The organism is Prevotella sp. oral taxon 475, from assembly GCF_018127805.1.
In the GTDB taxonomy this organism is placed as follows: Bacteria; Bacteroidota; Bacteroidia; order Bacteroidales; family Bacteroidaceae; genus Prevotella.
Window position 1 is genome coordinate 1,587,902 of the sequence record NZ_CP072334.1, and the last position, 21,658, is coordinate 1,609,559.

The following is a 21,658-nucleotide window of genomic DNA, read 5'->3' on the forward strand; positions in this document are numbered from 1 at the left end:
GAACCTATATCAGTCGGCGGACAAGAAGAGAAAGCCCGTCTTGTCCGCCGTTTTTCATTTGTGTTCATGTTCAAACAGCACGTCGCTCAGGCTCTGCAAAGCGCGTTGCTTGTCTTCCTTGCGGATGAGAAACGAGATATTGTAGTTGGAACCACCATAAGAAATCATTCTTACCGGAATGCTTTTCATCGCATCCAAGGCCCATGTCTCGAAGCCTACATTGTTCCAATCTAAGTCTCCCACAACGCAGACAATGCACATATCGGCATCTACGCTGACGGTTCCATACTTCTTCAGTTCGTCTACAATCTCACCCACGTGCGAATCGTTGTCGATGCTCATCGACACGCCTACCTCCGAGGTGGCAATCATGTCGATCGGCGTTTGATAACTCTCGAATATTTCGAACACCTTTCTCAAAAATCCCGTTGCCAACAACATTCTGCTGGATTTGATTTTGATGGCCGTGATGTTGTCTTTCGCAGCAATTGCCTTGATTCTCCCATGTTCGATTTCGTTGTCGATGAGCGTTCCCTCGGCCTGCGGGTCCATTGTGTTTTTGAGACGGACGGGAATTCCGGCATATTTAGCGGGTTGCACACAGGTGGGATGCAAGATTTTCGCACCGAAATAGGCCAGTTCGGCAGCCTCCTCGAAATTCAATTGTCGCACGGCTTCGGTTTTTTCCACCACACGCGGATCGTTGTTGTGCATGCCATCTATGTCTGTCCAAATCTGAATTTCCTCTGCGGGAAGGGCCGCACCAATGAGCGAGGCCGTATAATCAGACCCACCGCGTTGCAGATTGTCTATTTCGCCATACGCATTGCGGCAAATGAACCCCTGAGTGATATAGATTTGCTGTCCGGAATGCGCTTCCATCAGATGGGAAAGATGTTCGCGGATGAAAGAGAGGTCGGGTTCGGAATTCTTATCGGTGCGCATGAAGTCGAGCGCGTCGAGCAACACCGCCTTCACACCCTGCTCTTGCAGATAGTTCACCATCATACGGGTACTGATCACCTCACCCTGGGCCACAATGGTCTTCTCTTCGAAACTCGTGAAGAGATCTTTGGTGAACGACCGCAAAAAGTTGAACTCTTCAGCGAGAAACTCTCGAGTTTTCGCCTGCCACTCATCGGTAGCCAACAGTTCGCCCACATGTTGCATGTATTTCTTTTCGAGCTGATTGATCACTTCGTTGGCACCTTCTGGATTCTTCTTATACAAATAGTCGGACACCTCTACCAGCGAATTGGTTGTGCCCGACATGGCCGAAAGAACCACAAAAGTGGGCTTTCCCGACGCTGTGACGAGCGAGGCAACATTCTTCATTCGTTCGGGCGAACCTACTGAAGTGCCTCCGAATTTCATTACTTTCATAAGCATTTATCCTTCCTCCTCCAATTCTATTTTACTATATGTTGCGGTAACATCCTTCACCTGCCCGTCTGCACACTGATAGACAACGCCCGGAAAACGACTCATCAAACCGATATTGTGCGTAGACATCACCACGGCTGTACCCGTATGGGCGATGTCGCGCAGCAAACTCACGATGTTAGCAGCCGTTTCTCCGTCTAAATTGCCGGTGGGCTCGTCGGCAAGGATGATTTTCGGCTGATTGAGCACTGCTCTCGCAATGGCGATGCGCTGTTGTTCGCCGCCCGAGAGCTCGTAGGGCATGCGGTGTTTGTGATCCAACATCCCCACGTCGGTCAGCACTTTTTCGATACGTTCTTCTGCCTCAGCCTTGTTTTTCCAACCTGTAGACTGCAACACGAAGAGCAGATTGGCATGCACGCTGCGGTCGTGCAGCAACTGAAAATCCTGAAAGATGATGCCCATCTCCCTTCGCAATGCAGGCACCTCTTTGCGTTTGAGGGCCTTGAGATTGCGTCCCAGCACCTCCGCCTTGTCTGCTGCGTCGTCAGCAATATCCAATTCGCAATAAGTGGTTTTGAGTAGCGAACTCTTTCCCGACCCCACCTTTCCGATGAGATAGACAAATTCGCCCTCGTCGACATGGAAATCCACGCCCTCGAGCACCACTTTATCGTCTTGACACACGGTTACATTTTTATAGTCTATCAACATAGAACATACATTTACATTCGTTTTCCAAACCTGTTGCGCAGTCGATGTCTGCGCATTGCACATTGCCTGCAAAGTTAGTGTTTTTCTTTCGATTCCTCTCTACAAAAGACTTACAAAATGGAATGTCTCGCCTCAGAACGCCTTTACTGCCCTTATCTCTCTCTTCTTTCCATCGACAAATGGCAAAACAGTACCCATTAAGAAGACCTCTTCAATCTTTTTCCCCACCTTTGCAATCCGTTGATATTCAACGGTTTTATCAACCACCTTTCAAAAGCTTAGTTTTTGCACTTCAAAAGCTAAGAAAACGCCCTGCAAAAGCTAAGAAAATGCCCTGCAAAAGCTAAGAAAATGCAACACAAAAAACAAGAGAATGGAAAGCCGGTGTAGAGCGTCTCCGTTTCTTTCTGTTCCGTTCTATTTTTCAAGAAAGATGTCTTGACATTTGTTTTTCCGGGTTCATACCTAAAAATAATGAGGGGTAAATACACATTTTGTAATATAGAGTTTGCAAATTAGAGAATTAACCACTACCTTTGCAACGGTTTAACAGCAAATAGAAGCAGCAATAAAGATGGAGGCTTTCTTTCGTACCCATACCTATCTTGTGGAGCATACCCATGCTACATTGCGTCGCACCCTGATGGATGAGATAGATTGGAACGACCGTATGATTGGCGTGAAGGGTACACGCGGCGTGGGAAAAACCACGTTTCTGCTGCAATATGCCAAAGAAATGTTTGGCCCGACAGATCGACAGTGCCTTTACATCAACATGAACAACTTCTATTTCCAATGCAGAGGCATTGCCGACTTTGCTGCCGACTTTGTGGCCCGCGGCGGAAAGGTGTTACTCATCGATCAGGTTTTTAAACAACCCAACTGGAGCAGAGAGCTAAGGAAGTGTTATGACCGGTATCCGAAACTGAAAATCGTCTTCACCGGATCGAGCGTAATGCGACTTAAAGACGAGAATCCCGAGCTGAACGGCATCGTCAAGAGCTATAACTTACGCGGATTTTCATTCAGAGAGTATCTCAATCTGCAGGTCGGCAGTCATTTCAAGCCCTATACGCTGAACGAGATTCTCGCCCACCACGAGCAGATTGTCAAAGAGATTCTGCCCATCGTGAGCCCTTTGAAATACTTTAAAGACTATATCCACCATGGCTTCTACCCTTTCTTCTTGGAGCAACGCAACTTTTCGGAGAACCTGCTCAAGACGATGAACATGATGACCGAGGTGGATATTCTGCTCATCAAACAGATAGACTTAAAATATCTCACGAAAATAAAGAAGCTGTTCTACTTGTTGTCGCTCAGCCCCACGAAAGCTCCTAACATCAGTCAGTTGGCATTAGATATCGAGACAAGTCGCGCCACGGTGATGAACTATATCAAATATCTGGCCGACGCACGCCTCATCAATATGCTGTATCCTGTGGGAGAAGAGTTTCCCAAAAAGCCCTCGCGCATCATGATGCAGAATCCTAATCTGCTGTATGCCATCTATCCCATTGTGGCAGACGAGCAAATGCTGATGGAGACCTTCTTTGTCAATGCGCTATGGAAAGATCATCTGGTGAATCAAGCTAACAAAGAACAGTACTATTTCGTAGATGCAAACAAGAAATTCCGCATTTGCGATGCGCAAACCACCAATAAAATCAGATACAATCCCGACATCATTTACGCCCGATACAACACAGAGGTGGGAAAAGATCATAAAATTCCCCTGTGGCTATTGGGCTTTTTGTATTGATTGGGCCTGGCAGACACACAGAGAAAGACGATAGAATGACACATGATCTATAAATACAAATACATTAATTAATATTTTATTGAAATGGCAAAAGAAAAAAAGTTTATCACATGTGATGGTAACGAGGCCGCTGCTCACGTGAGCTATATGTTCTCCGAGGTAGCTGCTATCTATCCCATCACCCCGTCTTCGCCTATGGCCGAGCACGTAGATACGTGGGCTGCAAGGGGTAGAAAGAACCTGTTTGGGCAGACGGTAATGGTTCAGGAAATGCAATCGGAAGGCGGTGCGGCTGGTGCTATGCACGGTTCGCTGCAAGCTGGCGCACTGACTACCACCTTTACGGCATCGCAGGGTTTGCTGCTGATGATCCCCAATATGTACAAGATTGCCGGCGAAATGCTGCCTTGCGTGTTCGACGTGTCGGCTCGCGCCATCGCATCGCACGCCCTTTGTATCTTCGGCGACCACTCCGACGTGATGGCTTGCCGCCAAACGGGTTTTGCGATGTTCTGTTCGGGCTCGGTACAAGAGGTGATGGACCTCACGGCTGTTCCTCATTTGGCAACGCTCCGCACAAGCATTCCCTTCGTCAACTTCTTCGACGGTTTCCGCACTTCTCACGAATATCAGAAGATTGAACTGATAGATCAAGACGAGATTGCCAAGCTGGTCAACCCCGAAGACATCAAGCGATTCCGCGATCGCGCGCTGTCGCCCGAACGTCCCGTTACTCGCGGTACGGCCGAAAACCCCGAAACGTTCTTCACACACCGTGAGGCTTGTAACCAATATTACGAGAACATTCCCGAGGTGGTTGAAGAATACCTCGGTAAGATTTCGGAAATAACAGGCCGCGAATACCACCTCTTCTCTTATTATGGCGCACAAGATGCCGAGAATATCATCATCTTGATGGGTTCGGCTACCGAAGCTGCCCGCGAAGCCATCGACTATCAGATGAAGCAAGGTAAGAAGGTGGGTATGATTTCGGTTCACCTGTACCGTCCTTTCTCTGTGAAGCACCTGTTGGCTGCCGTTCCCAAGACGGTGAAACGTATTGCCGTGCTCGACCGCACGAAAGAACCGGGTGCTGAAGGCGAACCGCTGTACCTCGATGTAAAGAGTGCTTTCTACGATGTAGAGAACAAACCGCTCATCGTTGGCGGACGTTACGGACTGGGTTCTTCGGACACGACACCGGCGAAGATTCTCTCCGTGTTCAACAATCTCGAACTGACTGAACCCAAGAACCACTTCACCGTGGGTATCGTAGACGACGTTACATTTACTTCGCTGCCTGCCGTACCCGAGATTCCGATGGGAAGCGAGGGGATTTTCGAGGCAAAGTTCTACGGATTGGGTGCTGACGGAACTGTTGGAGCCAACAAAAACTCGGTGAAAATCATCGGCGACAACACCAACAAGCACTGTCAAGCCTACTTCTCTTACGACTCGAAGAAGTCGGGTGGCTTCACTTGTTCGCACCTTCGCTTCGGCGATTCGCCCATCCACTCTACTTATCAGGTGAACACGCCCAACTTCGTGGCTTGCCACGTACAGGCTTACCTGAACATGTACGACGTGATTCGCGGTCTACAAAAGAACGGTACGTTCTTGTTGAACACCATCTTCGAGGGCGACGAGTTGGTTAAATTCATCCCCAACCGCATCAAACGCTACTTCGCCGAGAACAACATCACCGTTTACTATATGAATGCCTCGAAGATTGCACAAGAGATTGGGCTGGGCAACCGCACCAACACCATCTTGCAGAGTGCTTTCTTCCGCATCACAGAGGTGATCCCCGTAGACTTGGCCATCGAGCAAATGAAGAAGTTCATCGTGAAATCGTATGGCAATAAGGGTCAAGACGTGGTGGATAAGAACTATGCAGCCGTTGACCGCGGTGGCGAATACAAAACGCTTGCCGTTGATCCTGCTTGGGCTAACCTTGCCGATGATGCCGTGGCAGAAGAGGAAGACGTACCCGCATACATCAAGGAGATTGTACGTCCCATCAACGGTCAGTCGGGCGACTTGCTCAAAGTGTCCGACTTCGTACGCTACGACATGGTTGACGGTACGATGACCAACGGAGCTTCGGCTTTCGAAAAGCGCGGCGTTGAGGCCTTCAACCCCGAATGGACTGCCGAAAACTGTATTCAATGTAACAAGTGTGCCTACGTTTGTCCTCACGCTTGTATCCGTCCGTTCGTTCTCGACGAGGAGGAGATGAAGGGCTTTGAGGACAAGACACTCGAGATGAAAGTTCCCAAGCCGATGGCCGGCATGAACTTCCGCATCCAGGTGAGCGTACTCGATTGCGTGGGTTGCGGCAACTGTGCCGACGTTTGTCCGGGCAACAAGAACGGTAAGGCATTGGCGATGGTACCCTTCACGCACGACGAACAGCAGATTTCCAACTGGAACTACCTCGCTAAGAACGTGAAGAGCAAGCAACATCTCATCGACATTAAGAGCAATGTGAAGAACTCGCAGTTTGCCCAGCCGCTCTTCGAATTCTCGGGAGCTTGTGCAGGTTGCGGCGAAACGCCTTACGTGAAACTTGTTTCGCAACTCTATGGCGACCGCGAAATGATTGCCAACGCCACGGGTTGTTCGTCTATCTACTCCGCTTCTATCCCCTCGACGCCTTACACCACCAACGAGGCTGGTCAAGGTCCTGCCTTCGACAACTCATTGTTCGAAGACTTCTGCGAGTTTGGTATGGGTATGGCATTGGGTAATAAAAAGATGCGCGAACGCATCGTGATGCTGCTTTCCGACCTCTTGACCAACGACAAGGTGTCTGCCGAGTTGAAGGAAGCTGCCACCGAATGGCTCAACACCAAAGACGACGCCGACGCTTCGAAAGTTTCGAGTGCAAAACTCAAACCCCTTATCGAAGCAGGTGCTGCCAAAGGTTGTGAGACTTGTGCCGAACTGAAGACGCTCGACCACTATCTCGTTAAGCGTTCGCAATGGATTATCGGTGGTGACGGTGCTTCTTACGACATCGGTTACGGCGGACTGGACCACGTGATTGCTTCGGGCGAAGACGTCAACATCCTTGTGCTCGACACAGAGGTTTACTCTAACACGGGTGGACAAAGCTCTAAGTCGACACCTCTTGGTGCCATCGCCCAGTTTGCCGCCCAAGGTAAGCGCATCCGTAAGAAAGACCTCGGACTGATGGCCACCACCTACGGTTACGTTTATGTGGCTCAGGTAGCCATGGGTGCCGACCAAGCGCAGACCTTCAAGGCTATTCGCGAGGCCGAGGCCTATCCCGGACCATCGCTCATCATTGCCTACGCACCTTGTATCAACCACGGACTGAAGGCAGGTATGGGTAAGAGTCAGGCCGAAGAGGCTAACGCTGTTGCTGCCGGCTACTGGCACTTATGGCGTTACAACCCACTGTTGGCCGACGAAGGCAAAAACCCCTTCACACTCGACTCGAAAGAGCCCGACTGGACGAAGTTCCACGACTTCCTCCTGGGCGAGGTGCGTTATCTCTCCGTGAAGAAAGCTTATCCCAAGGAAGCCGAAGAACTCTTCAAGGCTGCCGAAGAGATGGCCAAACTTCGCTACAAGAGCTACGTTCGCAAGTCGAAAGAAGATTGGAGTAAAGACGAGGACGAGTCTGCGGCCTAACGCCACGTCTTGTCCCCGCCCCCTCAACCAAAGGGAGATGCGCCTTAACGAGCGCATCTCCCTTTTTTGTAGAACGTTTTTCTGTCAACGACAGAGGAGGCAGCGAGATCTGCGGAAGCTACTGTACCCTACGAAACCATCGCGGAGGAAAAAATGGCGTTACTGTACCCTACAAAACCGCCGCGGAGGCAAAAATGGCGCTACTGTACCCTACAAAACCGCCGCGGAGGCAAAAATGGCGTTACTGTACCCTACAAAATCGTCGCGGAGGCAAAAATGGCGTTACTGTACCCTACAAAACCGCCGCGGAGGCAAAAATAGTGCTACTGTACCCTACAAAACCGCCGCGGAGACCAAAATGGTGTTACTGAACTGTTCAAAACCGCCGCGGAGACCAAAATGGGGCTACTGAACTGTTCAGAACCGCCGCGGAGACCAAAATGGGGCTACTGAACTGTTCAGAACGACCGCGGAGACCAAAATGGGGCTACTGAACTGTTCAAAACCGCCGCGGAGACCAAAATGGTGTTACTGAACTGTTCAGAACCGCCGCGGAGACCAAAATGGTGCTACTGAACTGTTCAGAACCTCCTCTTCCTCCTCGATATTCAAAGATCAATTGGAAACTGATTGGTGTTCGGGGCGCAACAAGTCGTTCACCGTCTTGACGGGATTGAACGTAGAGAGCGGCACTTCTACAAAAATCGTGTTCCAACGGCTCATCGCGCCGTTCCACAATCCCGGCAGTTCGAGTGCCTTGAGCGTTCTTCCGTTCTTGCTCTTCGAACTGATGAAACCCGTGGCGGGATCGACGAAATCGGGCAGGTGGAAAGGCTGCCCCTGATAGTTGCGCAGACCGCAAACCAAATCGACGGGATTGAAGTGCGTGCCCTCGCGAAACATACGCATGGCATCGGCATTGGCACTATCGATCTGGCTGCTCTCGAGAATTTGCAGACTCACCGTCCCATCGGCCTCATCGATGAGGAAAGGACCACCGCCGGGTTCACCCACATTCTTTACCACACCGCATACGCGCAGGGGGCGATTGAGCTTGGAACGAAGATAGGTAGAGAGTTCGGCATCGGTGAGCGATCGGGTATCGTCACGACGACAACAGAGATCGTCGTTGAGGAAACGGGCCATCTCGTCGAGTTGCGGCCGGGAGCATCGACCCGAGTCGAGCAGTCGGAGATAGCCAAAGGCGCGTTGCTGCAATTCGACAAGGATTCCGGCCAAGAGCTGCTTGTAGACGACGGTATCGGGCTTGAGACGGTCGGGCACCACGTTGTCGATATTCTTGATAAAGACCACATCGCCCTCCACCTCGTTCAGATTTTGAATGAGCGCACCATGTCCGCCGGGTCGGAAGAGCAACGTTCCGTCTTCGTTCCGGAAAGGCGTATGGTCGGGATTGGCGGCGAGGGTGTCGGTGGAGGATTTCTGCTCGGAAAACGAGACGTTGAAGCGCACGCCGTAAGTGCGTTCATAGATGCCGACCTTTTCGGCCACCTTGGCCTGGAAAAGAGGCAGATGTTCGTGCGAAACGGTGAAGTGCACGTTGGCCTCCCCGCCCGAAGCGGCATAGAGCGCAGCTTCCACCAAATGCTCTTCGAGCGGCGTGCGCGGGCCGTCGTCATAACTGTGGAAAAGCAGCAGTCCTTTGGGCAGAGCTCCGTAGTTGAGCCCCTCCGCACCGAGCAACTCTCGCACCACATCCTTGTATCGGCCCGCCTCTACCAACGAGCAGACACTGGCCTGCATGTCGCGCTTGCACACCCGGCAGAGTTCTTTTCGGAAAGCAAATCCACGACGTTGTTCAAAAAATTCTTTCTCGAAATCGGTGGTCGGCTCGTCATAGTCGGCCTCGAGAAAGGCGAACAAATCCTTGAACATCCTACTGGCCGCGCCTGATGCCGGCACAAACTTCACGATTCGATGTCTCTCGTCTTTGTATCGATTCCAGGCACTGATGTAGTGCGCACGCTGACTTTCGGTGGGTGCCATAATACCATTGCCCACCGATGCCGCCGCCCGCAAACGCAGATAAGGGAATCCTTGACGATGCTGTTGCAGTTGCCGCTCCACCTCGGCTGGCGAGATGCCCAATGCGGCGATTTGTTGTAGATCTTGTTGTGATAGCATATTTGAGTGATTGATTTCTATTGTCTATTCTTAAAGGTTCATCGATTCTTTAATGCGTCCCAAAGTTAAGGATAAAATCCGTAACCGGCAAAACCACAGTAGAAAGTTGACAAGGGGACAAGTTGACAAGTTAACAAGTTAACAAGGGGACGAGGGGACAAGTTGACGAGGGGCTTAACCGTTTCCCTTCCGTCACAGCACAGGCCCCGCTCTTCCCACTGAAGATTTATCGATTATTTTTCTTACATTTGCAGTCGTATTGGCAATCCTATGTTCTATAGCTACAAAAGAATCATGATGCTCTTGGGCCTGACTTGCCTTATAAAAGTCGGAGCTGCACAGGAAAACGAGAGACGGCTCACCGCCGACTCTGTGCGGCAGGTAGACGAGGTGGTGGTGACTTCTAAAAACACATTTCGCGAAACCCTCCCGTCGCAAAAACTCTCGGGTGAGGCCTTGGAGCGACTCAATACTCATGGCGTGGCCGATGCGCTGAGATATTTCTCTGGTCTACAACTGAAAGATTATGGTGGCGTGGGCGGACTCAAAACGGTGAACATCCGAAGCATGGGCACCCATCATCTGGGCGTGTTCTACGACGGTATCGAACTGGGCAACGCACAGAACGGACAGGTAGACCTCGGGCAGTTCTCGTTGGACAACGTTGAAGAAATCACACTTTATAACGGACAGAAAAGTGCCATTTTTCAGCCAGCCGCCGATTTCGGTAATGCCGGTTCGGTGTATATCCGGACGCGCATGCCGCGATTCGCTTTTGGCAAATCCAATCATCTCAGACTAAGACTGAAACAGGCCTCGAGCGACACCTATCGGTTCTCAACGCTTTGGGAGAGCCGACTGCGAGGCGGATTTTGTTCGTCGCTCAATGCCGAGGTGCTCAGCTCCAGCGGCAAATATCGCTTTCGCTATTGCCGGCGCAACACAGACGGGACGGTGGCCTACGACACCACGGCCATTCGACAGAACGGCGACATCTGGGCTTTCAGAGTTGAAGGAAATCTCTACGGACTGTTCTCGCAGGGAAGCTGGAGCGTGAAAGCCTACAGCTACAACTCGGGACGAGGCATTCCCGGCGCCATCGTGAACAACGTTTGGCGACGCGGCGAACGTCAAAACGACCATAACCATTTTACGCAGGCGCGGTTGCAAAAAAGTTTTGGAGAACAATTCTCAACGCAGCTTTTGGCAAAATATGCCTATTATCACACACACTACCGCAACAACGACGAGACGCAATTGCTGGTGAATAACACCTATCGGCAGCAAGAGGCATACGTATCGGTAGCAAACGTGTATGAAGTGCGCCGGAACTGGTCGGCAAATCTGAGCTACGATCTGCGTTGGAATCAACTCCGAGCTGACGTGCCGCAGTTTGTCTTCCCCCATCGATGGAGTCACTTGCTTGCGTTGGCTATGGCGGCCGACTGCGGAAGACTCAAATGGCAAGCATCGCTTCTGGGTAGCTTAGTCAAAGATCACACCCGAACGCTGACCGAGCAGAAAATCATCCGCACACTCACACCAGCTCTCTTCGTTGGGTTTTATCCCCTAATGGGACGCACATTCTCACTCCGGGCCTTTGCCAAGAAGAGTTTTCGGATGCCCACGTTCAACGATTTGTATTATGCCGAGATAGGCAATGCGCGGTTGGAACCCGAGACAGCTATTCAGTACAATATAGGTTGTCTGCTTGATCAACCTCTTCGTCACATCTTTTGGAAGCATCTTCGTTTGCAAACTGATGTCTACTACAACACCGTTCACGGAAAGATTGTAGCTTATCCTAAAGGACAACAGTTTCGGTGGACAATGTTGAATCTCGGACGGGTTCATATCACAGGCGTCGATGCCGAGGGAGAAATCGCTGTCAAGCCTTGTTCCGATCTGACCCTCACCACCCGACTACAATACACCTATCAACAGGCACAAGACATGAGTTCGTCCTCCGCTTCCTACTATCGCCATCAAATTCCCTATATTCCCTGGCACAGTGGGTCGGCCATTATTACTACGACGTGGAAAGGCTGGACGCTGAACTACAGTTTCATCTACACTGGCGAGCGATATAACCAACCGGAGAATACGGCCTACAACTACATGCCGGCGTGGTACACAAGCGATCTCTCACTGACCTGCGCCTTTCGATGGCGCACCACACGTTGGAAATTCACTGCCGAGGTGAACAATCTCTTGAATCAGGATTATGACGTAATTCTAAACTATCCCATGCCGCAGCGCAACTTTGGTTTCTCGCTCGATGTGAATCTATAAGTAAACTCATTCATTTGAGAAATGACAACCTCTAAAATAGAAATAAAACAATGAGAAAAAACTTTTTTATTCCCCTCGCCATTGTCTTGTTCGTTACCGCCATGATGGGCTCTTGCCGCAAGGACGATCTTATCGTTCCCTCCGAAACAAATGACACAGGCCAGAAGGCTACACCCGGTAAAATCTTAGGCCTTTACGTACTGAACGAAGGAAACATGGGCAGCAACAAAGCTTCCGTCGACTTTCTCGACCTATCGGGACTGCACCCAACAATACGCTATCAGCGAAACATCTACGTCGAACGCAACCCCAAGGTGGTGAAAGAACTGGGCGACGTGGGACAGGATATTCAAATCTATGGCAGTCGGCTGTGGATGGTCATCAACGCCTCCAACAAAGTGGAAGTAGCCATGGCCAGCAATTGTCGGCGCATCGGTCAGGTACAGATTCCCAACGGTCGGTCCATCGCCTTTCACGGTCGGTTTGCCTACGTCTCGTCTTACGCCGGTCCTCTCAAAGACGGTTCACAACTTGGGCGAGTGTACCGGATCGACACGCTGACCCTGGAAAAGGTAGACTCACTTGTCGTAGGCTACCAACCCGAAGAACTCTGCGTCGTCGGCAATCGTCTCTATGTAGCCAATAGCGGCGGCTATCGCAATCCTCTTTACGATCGAACAGTAAGCGAAATTGATCTCAACGAGTTTCGCGAGAGTCGAAAGATTGATGTCGACATCAACCTCCATCGCTGTCAGGTCGATCGACACGGACAAGTTTGGGTAAGTTCGCGCGGCAACTACGCCGACCAGCCTGCTCGTCTACACTGGCTCGACAAAGATGGTTCGGGGCACCTGCAACTTGCGGGCAGTCTTCCAGCCCTCGTCTCGGGGATGTGTATCGTGGGCGATTCGCTCTACTACTACGGTGCGCAATGGAACAACGCCACAGGCAGCTATACCTTCTCCTCCGGCATCATCAACGTGCAGACACACCGAATCGTGGCTCACACCCTCTCCTCCTCGCCCGAATTCTCGGCCATTACCATGCCCTACGGTATCATCGTGAATCCCCTCCGCCGCGACTTCTACCTCATGGATGCCAAGGATTTTATCTCAAGCGGCGAACTGTTGCACTTCCACGCCGACGGAACTTTCGACTACAAAGTCTCCACGGGCGACATCCCCGGTCATGCCGTCTTTCTCTATAAGCCCTAATCCCATTTGACCGGATGCGTTTGTAACAGCCGACGCGTAACTACCCCATTTGGTGCCGACGTACCCCTACGCCGGCACCAAACAAATGCATTATTGAAAAGGAATCTTTTGCGAAAAAGAAAAAATCGATAACTTTGCTTGTGATATACATGAACCCCTAAACAATAACAATTATGTCTAACGAAAAAAGACACACCCTGAGTGAACGTTTCCACGTAACTAAGTTCACCCTCTTTGTAGTGGCCATGATCATCACCGCCATTTTGTGGAATCTGCCCTCGACGGCCTTCGGCATCGACGGGCTCACTGTGATTCAGCAGCGCGTCATCGCCATCTTCGCCTTCGCCACGATTCTTTGGGTGACAGAGGCCATTCCCTCCTGGGCCACCTCGGTGACCTTGATCGGTGCCCTGCTCTTCACTACCTCAGACAACGCTTTCCTTTTCTTCAGGTCGGGCATCGACAAAGCCGAACTCCTAGATCACGGAGCCCTCATGGCCACCTTTGCCGACCCCATCATCATTCTCTTCCTGGGTGGATTCATTCTGGCCATCGCCGCCACCAAATCCGGATTGGACGTATTCTTAGCCCGAACGTTGCTCAAACCTTTTGGCACTCGGTCGGAATACGTCCTATTGGGCTTCATTCTCATCACCGGTGGCTTCTCGATGTTCGTTTCCAACACGGCCACAGCAGCTATGATGCTCACCTTTCTCACGCCTGTATTCAAGGCTCTGCCGCCCGAGGGAAAGGGGCGCGTGGCCCTGACGCTGGCCATTCCGATCGCTGCCAACATCGGCGGAATGGGGACGCCCATCGGTACGCCTCCCAATGCCATTGCTCTAAAATATCTCAACGACCCCAACGGACTCAACCTCGGGCTCGGTTTCGGTCAGTGGATGGCCTTCATGTTGCCGCTCACCCTATTGCTGCTGCTCATCGGATGGTTTCTGCTGAAAAAATTCTTCCCTTTTAAGAAAAAGACCATCGAACTGAACATCGAAGGAAGTGTTCAGCGCGGTTGGCGAACGACGGTGGTGGCCGTCACCTTCATTCTGACAGTCCTGCTTTGGATGTTTGACAAATTCACGGGCGTGGGAGCCAACACGGTGGCGATGCTACCCATTGCCGTGTTCGCCTTGGCGGGAATCGTCAACGCAAGAGACCTGCAAGACATCAACTGGAGCGTCATTTGGATGGTGGCCGGCGGATTTGCCCTGGGACTGGCTCTGAACGAGTCGAAACTGGCCGAACGCGCCATCGAGAGCATCCCCTTCGGCTCGTGGTCGCCGGTAGTCATTCTCCTCATCTCGGGAGCCATCTGTTACATCCTCTCCAACTTCATTTCCAACACAGCCACGGCTGCTCTGCTCGTTCCCATCCTCGCCGTAGTGTGCAAAGGTATGGGTGAGAGTCTGGCAGGTATCGGCGGTACACCCACCGTGCTCATCGGTATTGCCATCGCAGCCTCTACGGCGATGTGTCTGCCCATCAGTACACCGCCCAACGCCATTGCCCACTCTACGGGACTGGTTCACCAGAACGAAATGATGAAAATCGGACTCTCGGTAGGTCTCATCGGTTTGATGTTGGGTTATCTCCTTCTCTTCTTTATCGGGAAAGCGGGGCTCATTTAAAGACTCATCCGCTCTTCATATATGAAATCGGCAAACCGTCGGCACAGACAGGTTTGCCGATTTTCATTTTCCAAAGCCTTGGATCGCCAAAAAAATGAGTGAAACAAAGCTTATCGCCTACCATTTTTGGTCAAGAATCAGTGAACAAACCCCTAACTTAGGGAACTTATCTCTCCAACAGAGGGGGACTTGGCCATTTTGCCAAAAAGCCGTAACTTTGGCCCCGCAAAAAAGACAGAAACGTATGGAGAAATACATAGAATTGAGAGGCGTCCGAGTGAACAACCTCAAAAACATCAACGTTGACATTCCGCAAAACAAACTGGTGGCCATTGCAGGCGTGAGCGGTTCGGGCAAGTCGTCGTTGGCCTTCGACACCCTCTACGCAGAGGGACAGAGACGGTATGTAGAGTCGCTCTCGGCCTACGCACGGCAATTTCTGGGCAATATGAACAAGCCCGAGTGCGACTTCATTAAAGGTTTGCCACCCGCCATCGCCATCGAGCAAAAGGTCAACACACGCAACCCGCGCTCCACCGTGGGGACAGCAACCGAAATCTACGAATATCTCCGACTCCTCTTCGCCCGCATCGGCAAGACCTACTCGCCCCTCTCGGGCTGCGAAGTGAAGAAACACACCACTGAAGACCTCATCGCTTGCACCCGCAGCTACTCGAAGGGAACACGATTCGTCGTGCTCGCCCCGATTCTCATTCCCGAAGGTCGCACGCTGAGAAAACAACTGGAAATGGCCATGCAAGAGGGTTACGCCCGACTCTGGCACAAGGGCGACTTCATTCGAATAGACGATTTTCTGGCCACGCCGTCGGCCGAAACCACCGAGGTAGCCGACCTTTTCCTACTCATCGACCGCCTCGCCATAGACGATACGAGCGAATACATCTCGCGTCTGTCCGACTCGGCAGAAACAGCCCTATACGAGGGTCATGGAGCCTGCCGACTGGTATTCCTGCCCTCGAACATCGCCTACGAATTCTCGACCCGCTTCGAGGCCGACGGTCTCACCTTCGAAGAACCCACCGAGAATCTCTTCGCCTTCAACTCCCCGCTCGGAGCCTGCCCCACGTGCGAAGGTTTCGGCAAGGTGATCGGCATCGACGAGGCCCTCGTCGTACCCAACACCTCGCTCAGCGTCTACGAAGGCTGCGTGCGATGCTGGAACGGCGATAAGATGGGCGTTTGGAAAGACGAGTTCTGCCGCAGAGCCGCCCAGGACAACTTTCCCATCTTCAAACCCTACCACGAACTCTCACGCCGGGAGAAAGACATGCTCTGGCACGGACTCCCCTCGGAGAAAAAACTCGACCCGTCCGACCAAATCTGCATCGATGCCTTCTTCCGCATGGTCAAGGAGAATCTGTACAAGATTCAATACCGCGTGATGCTGAACCGCTTTCGCGGAAAAACCCTCTGCCCCGACTGCAACGGCACACGCCTGCGAAAAGAGGCCGCCTGGGTGAAAGTGGGCGGAATGTGCATCGCCGACCTCGTGGAGATGCCCATCGGGAAACTCAAGACGTGGTTCTCACAGCTGCAACTCGAAGGCAACGATGCACGAATTGCCGACCGACTGCTTACCGAAATCAACACCCGTCTGCAATTCCTCCTCGACGTCGGTCTGCACTACCTCACCCTCAACCGCCCCTCCAACACGCTCAGCGGCGGCGAAAGCCAGCGCATCCAGCTGACCACCTCCTTGGGCAGTTCGCTCGTGGGCTCACTCTACATCCTCGACGAGCCGAGCATCGGTCTGCACAGTCGCGACACCCATCGACTCATCGACGTTCTGCGCCATCTCGTCGCCATCGGCAACACCGTCGTCGTAGTAGAGCACGACGAGGAGATTCTTCGCCAAGCCGACCATCTCATCGACGTCGGCCCCGATGCCGGTAGGCTCGGCGGCGAAATCGTCTTCGAAGGATCCCCCGCCCAACTCTCTACGAATGCCTCCCGGGAATACCCTCGCAGTCATACCGTGGCCTATCTCTCGGGAGCAGAGAAAATCACGCCTCCCGCATCCGGTCGCCGCCCCTGGAACCTCTTTATCGAGGTGGAAGGTGCACGGATGAACAATCTGCGCGGCATCGACGTGCAATTCCCCCTCAACGTGCTCACCGTGGTGACGGGCGTGAGTGGGTCGGGCAAGTCGACACTCGTCAAAGGCATTCTCTACCCCGCCTTGAAACGACTCCTGGGCGACGTGGCCGATGCACCCGGCGATTTCATCCGCCTCTCGGGCGATACCGATAAGATCGAACGCGTCGAATTCGTCGACCAGAATCCTATCGGCAGAAGCACCCGCTCCAATCCCGCCACCTACGTCAAAGCCTACGAACCCATCCGCCAGCTCTTCGCCTCGCAACCCCTGGCACAGCAGTTGGGCCTCTCGGCGCAACATTTCTCCTTCAATACCGAGGGCGGCCGATGCGAAGAGTGCAAAGGGGCCGGCGTAGTAACAGTGGAGATGCAGTTCATGGCCGACCTCGTGCTCGAGTGCGAAAGCTGCCACGGCGAGCGATTCAAACGCGAGGTGCTCGACGTGCGATACAAGGAAAAAAATATCAACGACGTGCTCAATATGACCGTCAGCGAGGCCATCGGCTTCTTTTCCACCCACCGGCAATCTGCCATCGCCGCTCGCCTGCAACCTCTCGAAGACGTGGGACTGGGATACATCAAACTCGGGCAAAACTCTTCCACCCTCTCCGGCGGCGAGAACCAACGGGTGAAACTGGCCTACTTCATCGCACAGGAGAAAGCCGCACCCACGCTCTTCATCTTCGACGAGCCTACCACCGGATTGCATTTCCACGACATCCGTCGCCTGCTCGAGGCCATGAGCGCGCTGATTTCTCGCGGGCATTCCGTGCTGGTCATTGAGCATAACATGGATGTCATCCTTTCGGCCGACCATGTCATCGACCTCGGGCCCGATGGCGGAGACGGCGGCGGCAACCTCATCTTTGCCGGTACTCCCGAAGCCCTTGCCGCCTGCCCCGAAAGCATCACCGGGAAGTATCTCCAATCCCATCTCATCGATCATGGGTCAGCATCGGATAACGTATGAACAAGATGGGTGAATAGGCCTCTGTGTCTTCATGACATCGACACGCTCTCGCCTCCATAGAAAGCATTCTAAGTGGGGGATAGTGGTGTTACTGAACAGTTCAGTAACACCATTTTTGTCTCCGTGGCCCTACTGAACAGTTCAGTAGCACCATTTTGGTCTCCCTGATCGTTTTGAACAGTTCAGTAGCATCATTTTGGCCTCCGCGGTCGTTCTGAACAGTTCAGTAGCACCATTTTAGTCTCCGCGGCCGTTCTGAACAGTTCAGTAGCCCCATTTTGGCCTCCCTGGCCGTTCTGAACAGTTCAGTAGCATTGGCGAGCAATCTTTTATAAATAATAAAATCAAAAAAAAGACATCTCCCTTTTAGGAAGATGTCTTTGATGGTTGGGATACTCGGACTCGAACCAAGAATGACAGGACCAGAATCTGTAGTGTTACCATTACACCATATCCCAATGTGAGCAATTGTCCTTTTATGACTGAATTGCGATGCAAAGGTACTATATCTTTTTTGAACAACAAACAAAAAGATCCTTTTTTTATTCGCGAAGTTCAAAAAGAAGAACGCTCTACAATAACGTATAAAGGATCCTTTTTGTTTGAATATTTTTAACAAGCAACTCCGGCTTTTCTTATGCTTATATTTGTCGTGTTCATTTTTTTTCGTTTACTTTGCAAGCTATATAACTAAAAAACTTTATTTTATGACGAACACAAATAAAGGACAAAATGTATGCGGACTGAAACCTGAGGATTTTCAGACAAGCATCAACGGAAAGGAAACAGAATTGTATATTCTCCGTAATCAACAAGGAAACGAAGTGGCAATCACCAATTACGGAGGAGCCTTGGTCGCTATTATGGTGCCAGACAGAGATGGAAAGCTGGCCAACGTGATTCAAGGACATGACAACATCCAAGATGTGATTCATTCGCCCGAACCTTACCTCTCAACGCTTATCGGGCGGTATGGCAATCGAATCGCACGAGGGAAATTTCAACTGCATGGCAAAGAGTATCAGCTACCCATCAACAATGGGCCCAACTCGCTACACGGCGGTAAGAAAGGATTCAACGCTAAGGTTTGGGATGCTTTGCAGATGAATGAAAATACAGTGGTGTTGAACTATATTAGTGCTTATGGAGAAGAAGGCTTCTCGGGCGAAGTGAAAGTAACGGTGATTTATACCTTTACCGATAACAACGAATTGGTGATAGACTACATGGCCAAAACAAACAAGAAGACGGTCATTAACCTCACAAGTCACGGTTTTTTCTCCTTAACAGGTATTGCAAATCCCACTCCCACCATTGAGAATCTTCAATGTGAAATCAATGCAGATTATTATCTCCCCATCGACGAGGTGAGCATTCCCACCGGTGAAATTCGCTTAGTGGAAAACACACCGTTCGATTTCAGAAAACCTAAACCTATTGGGCAAGACATCGAAGCCGACCACGAGCAGATCAGACATGGCGCAGGATACGATCACTGTTTTGTACTGAACAAGAAAGAGGAGGGCGAACTGAGTTTTGCAGCCCGAATCGTAGAGCCGACAACAGGCCGAACGATGGAGGTTTTCACCACGGAGCCAGGTGTACAACTCTATACCGACAACTGGGCAGACGGATATAAAGGTCAGAACGGGGCAACCTTCCCACGAAGAAGCGGAATCTGCTTTGAAGCACAGCACTTCCCCGACACGCCGAACCATCCTTATTTCCCCTCAGTGATACTGAATCCCGACGAACAATACAAACAAAAAACCATTTATAAATTTGGCGTTCAAGCCTAAAGAAGAGCCATTATTCTTAACTAAAAACATTTTACGATTACTCATATGGAAAATTCTCAAAGAAAAAGCGGAAGCATCGTTGCCATCATCACGATGATGTTTCTCTATGCGATGATTTCGTTCGTGACCAACCTTGCCGCCCCCATCGGCATTATATGGAAAGCCGCTTTCCAGGGCGACAGTGCCAACACCGTGGGCATGCTTGGAAATGCCATGAATTTTCTGGCCTATCTCTTCATGGGAATCCCTGCCGGAAAGCTATTGACCAAAATCGGCTACAAGAAAACAGCACTGACGGGCATTGCTATTGGCTTCATCGGTGTATTGATACAATTTGTTGCGGGAACATTCGATGCAGGCACGTTCAATGGAAAGTTAACCGGATTTATCGTTTACCTACTGGGTGCGTTTATTTCCGGTTTTTCTGTGTGCACGCTGAACACGGTTGTCAACCCGATGTTGAACCTTTTAGGTGGCGGCGGTAACCGAGGCAATATCTGTTTCTACGCAGCCGTGGGCAGCAAGAACGTGAACCGAGACATCCCCGTGGAATAAAAAACGACTGTTATCAACCTCAAACACGATACGCTTATGGATATTGAATTTGTAAGAAGTCGCTTCATCAAGCACTTCGACGGCAAGACCGGCAGCATCTATGCCTCGCCGGGAAGAATCAACCTGATTGGCGAACACACCGACTACAACGGCGGATTTGTCTTCCCCGGTGCGGTAGACAAAGGCATCATGGCAGAGATTCGACCCAACGGGACAGACACGGTGATGTGCTACTCCATCGACCTAAAAGACCGGGTAGAATTTAAAGTAAACGATCCGAAAGGCCCGCACACCAGTTGGGCACGCTACATCTACGGTATCATTCAAGAGATGAAGCAACTGGGCGTAGACGTCAAAGGCTTCAACACGGCCTTTGCAGGCGACGTTCCGCTGGGCGCGGGAATGTCGTCGTCGGCCGCATTGGAAAGCTGTTTCGCCTTTGCGCTGAACGATCTCTTCGGTGAGAACAAAGTCTCGAAGTGGGACATGGTGTTGGCCGGACAGGCTACAGAACACAACTACTGCGGCGTGAAGTGCGGCATCATGGACCAGTTTGCCAGCGTCTTCGGTCAGGCAGGCCAGTTGATGCGGCTCGACTGTCGTTCGCGCGAATTCGAATACTTCCCCTTCCACCCCGAGGGTTACAAGCTGGTGCTGCTCGACTCGAAGGTGAAACACGAACTGGCCTCCTCGGCCTATAACGATCGGCGCAAGAGCTGCGAGAATGTCGTAGCAGCCCTACAGGCAAAGTTTGCCGACCGGAAGTTTGAAACCCTGCGGGATGCCGACTGGGCCGACCTGGAAGCCGTGAAAGCAGATGTCTCGACGGAAGATTATCGCCGAGCCCACTTCGTACTGGGCGAGAAAGACCGCGTGCTGGCCGTGTGCGATGCCCTGACCGCCGGAGACTACGAGACGGTGGGCCAGAAGATGTATGAAACGCACGAGGGACTGAGCAAGGAGTATGAAGTGTCGTGCGAAGAACTGGACTATCTCAACCAGTTGGCTCGTGAGAACGGCGTTACCGGTTCGCGCATCATGGGTGGCGGTTTTGGCGGATGCACCATCAACTTGGTGAAAGACAAACTGTACGACCGGTTCGTGGCCGATGCCCAAGAGAAGTATACGGCCAAATATCACCGCGCCCCGGCCGTTTACGACGTAGTGATAGGCGACGGGTCTCGCAAAATCTGCTAATCACCCGCCCGTCTTTTGCGGTACACAACAAGGAGGAATGGACACAAGAGCCATTCCTCCTTTTTTTGTATGCCACTGAGCCACTCAAAATCGTCACGGAGACCAAAACGATGCTACTGAGCCGCGCAAAATCGCCACGGAGACCAAAACGATGCTACTGAGCCGCTCAAAACCGCCACGGAGACCAAAATGATGCTACTGAGCCGCTCAAA

11 protein-coding genes, 1 tRNA gene and 1 pseudogene are annotated in these 21,658 nt (G+C 51.6%); 9 read left to right on the top strand and 4 right to left on the bottom strand.

Annotation, left to right across the window (positions count from 1 at the left end):
- Positions 1-54: 54 nt before the first annotated feature.
- Together J5A66_RS06295 and J5A66_RS06300 are read right to left on the bottom strand one after the other, a co-directional pair.
- The gene (locus J5A66_RS06295) at positions 55-1,383 is read right to left on the bottom strand and encodes an aspartate kinase (RefSeq protein WP_211789820.1); all 1,329 of its coding nucleotides are present in this window, start codon (positions 1,381-1,383) and stop codon (positions 55-57) included.
- Between the two features lie 6 nt (positions 1,384-1,389).
- Positions 1,390-2,097 carry a cell division ATP-binding protein FtsE gene (locus J5A66_RS06300; RefSeq protein WP_211789821.1) on the bottom strand — a complete coding sequence of 236 codons (708 nt, stop codon included), beginning with the start codon at positions 2,095-2,097 and terminating at the stop codon, positions 1,390-1,392.
- 574 nt (positions 2,098-2,671) lie between these two features.
- Between J5A66_RS06300 and J5A66_RS06305 the strand changes: the two genes are divergently transcribed.
- Complete coding sequence (locus J5A66_RS06305) at positions 2,672-3,859, top strand: ATP-binding protein (protein WP_211789822.1); 1,188 nt, start codon at positions 2,672-2,674, stop codon at positions 3,857-3,859.
- 84 nt (positions 3,860-3,943) lie between these two features.
- On the top strand, positions 3,944-7,519 hold the full coding sequence (gene nifJ / locus J5A66_RS06310) for a pyruvate:ferredoxin (flavodoxin) oxidoreductase (protein ID WP_211789823.1): 3,576 nt from the start codon (positions 3,944-3,946) through the stop codon (positions 7,517-7,519).
- A 615-nt stretch (positions 7,520-8,134) separates the two neighbouring features.
- Here the strand turns inward: nifJ and J5A66_RS06315 are convergent.
- Positions 8,135-9,664: a DUF4301 family protein gene (locus J5A66_RS06315; protein ID WP_211789824.1), complete on the bottom strand. Its 1,530-nt coding sequence runs from the start codon at positions 9,662-9,664 to the stop codon at positions 8,135-8,137.
- A 294-nt stretch (positions 9,665-9,958) separates the two neighbouring features.
- On the opposite strand from J5A66_RS06315, the gene J5A66_RS06320 reads away from it, so the two are divergent.
- The 4 genes from J5A66_RS06320 (at position 9,959) to uvrA (ending at position 17,895) form a co-directional block, all read left to right on the top strand.
- Positions 9,959-11,956, top strand: a complete 1,998-nt coding sequence (locus J5A66_RS06320; protein ID WP_211789825.1) for a TonB-dependent receptor — start codon at positions 9,959-9,961, stop codon at positions 11,954-11,956.
- A gap of 50 nt (positions 11,957-12,006) precedes the next feature.
- Positions 12,007-13,170 (top strand): YncE family protein, encoded by a 1,164-nt coding sequence (locus J5A66_RS06325; protein ID WP_211789826.1) that lies wholly within the window; start codon positions 12,007-12,009, stop codon positions 13,168-13,170.
- A gap of 173 nt (positions 13,171-13,343) precedes the next feature.
- The gene (locus tag J5A66_RS06330; RefSeq protein WP_211789827.1) at positions 13,344-14,807 is read left to right on the top strand and encodes an SLC13 family permease; all 1,464 of its coding nucleotides are present in this window, start codon (positions 13,344-13,346) and stop codon (positions 14,805-14,807) included.
- Positions 14,808-15,051: 244 nt separating this feature from the next.
- Positions 15,052-17,895 (top strand): excinuclease ABC subunit UvrA, encoded by a 2,844-nt coding sequence (gene uvrA, locus J5A66_RS06335; RefSeq protein WP_211789828.1) that lies wholly within the window; start codon positions 15,052-15,054, stop codon positions 17,893-17,895.
- 384 nt (positions 17,896-18,279) lie between these two features.
- Here the strand turns inward: uvrA and J5A66_RS06340 are convergent.
- Positions 18,280-18,353: transfer RNA gene (locus J5A66_RS06340), tRNA-Gln, on the bottom strand.
- A gap of 249 nt (positions 18,354-18,602) precedes the next feature.
- Between J5A66_RS06340 and J5A66_RS06345 the strand changes: the two genes are divergently transcribed.
- From J5A66_RS06345 to galK, 3 genes and pseudogenes are all read left to right on the top strand, one after another.
- A complete protein-coding gene (locus J5A66_RS06345; protein WP_211789829.1) occupies positions 18,603-19,694 on the top strand; it encodes an aldose epimerase family protein in 1,092 nt (363 codons plus the stop codon).
- Positions 19,695-19,739: 45 nt separating this feature from the next.
- Positions 19,740-20,189 (top strand): annotated as a pseudogene (locus J5A66_RS06350) (MFS transporter); the annotation flags it as partial.
- A gap of 96 nt (positions 20,190-20,285) precedes the next feature.
- Positions 20,286-21,446: a galactokinase gene (gene galK / locus J5A66_RS06355; protein ID WP_211789830.1), complete on the top strand. Its 1,161-nt coding sequence runs from the start codon at positions 20,286-20,288 to the stop codon at positions 21,444-21,446.
- Positions 21,447-21,658: the final 212 nt, after the last annotated feature.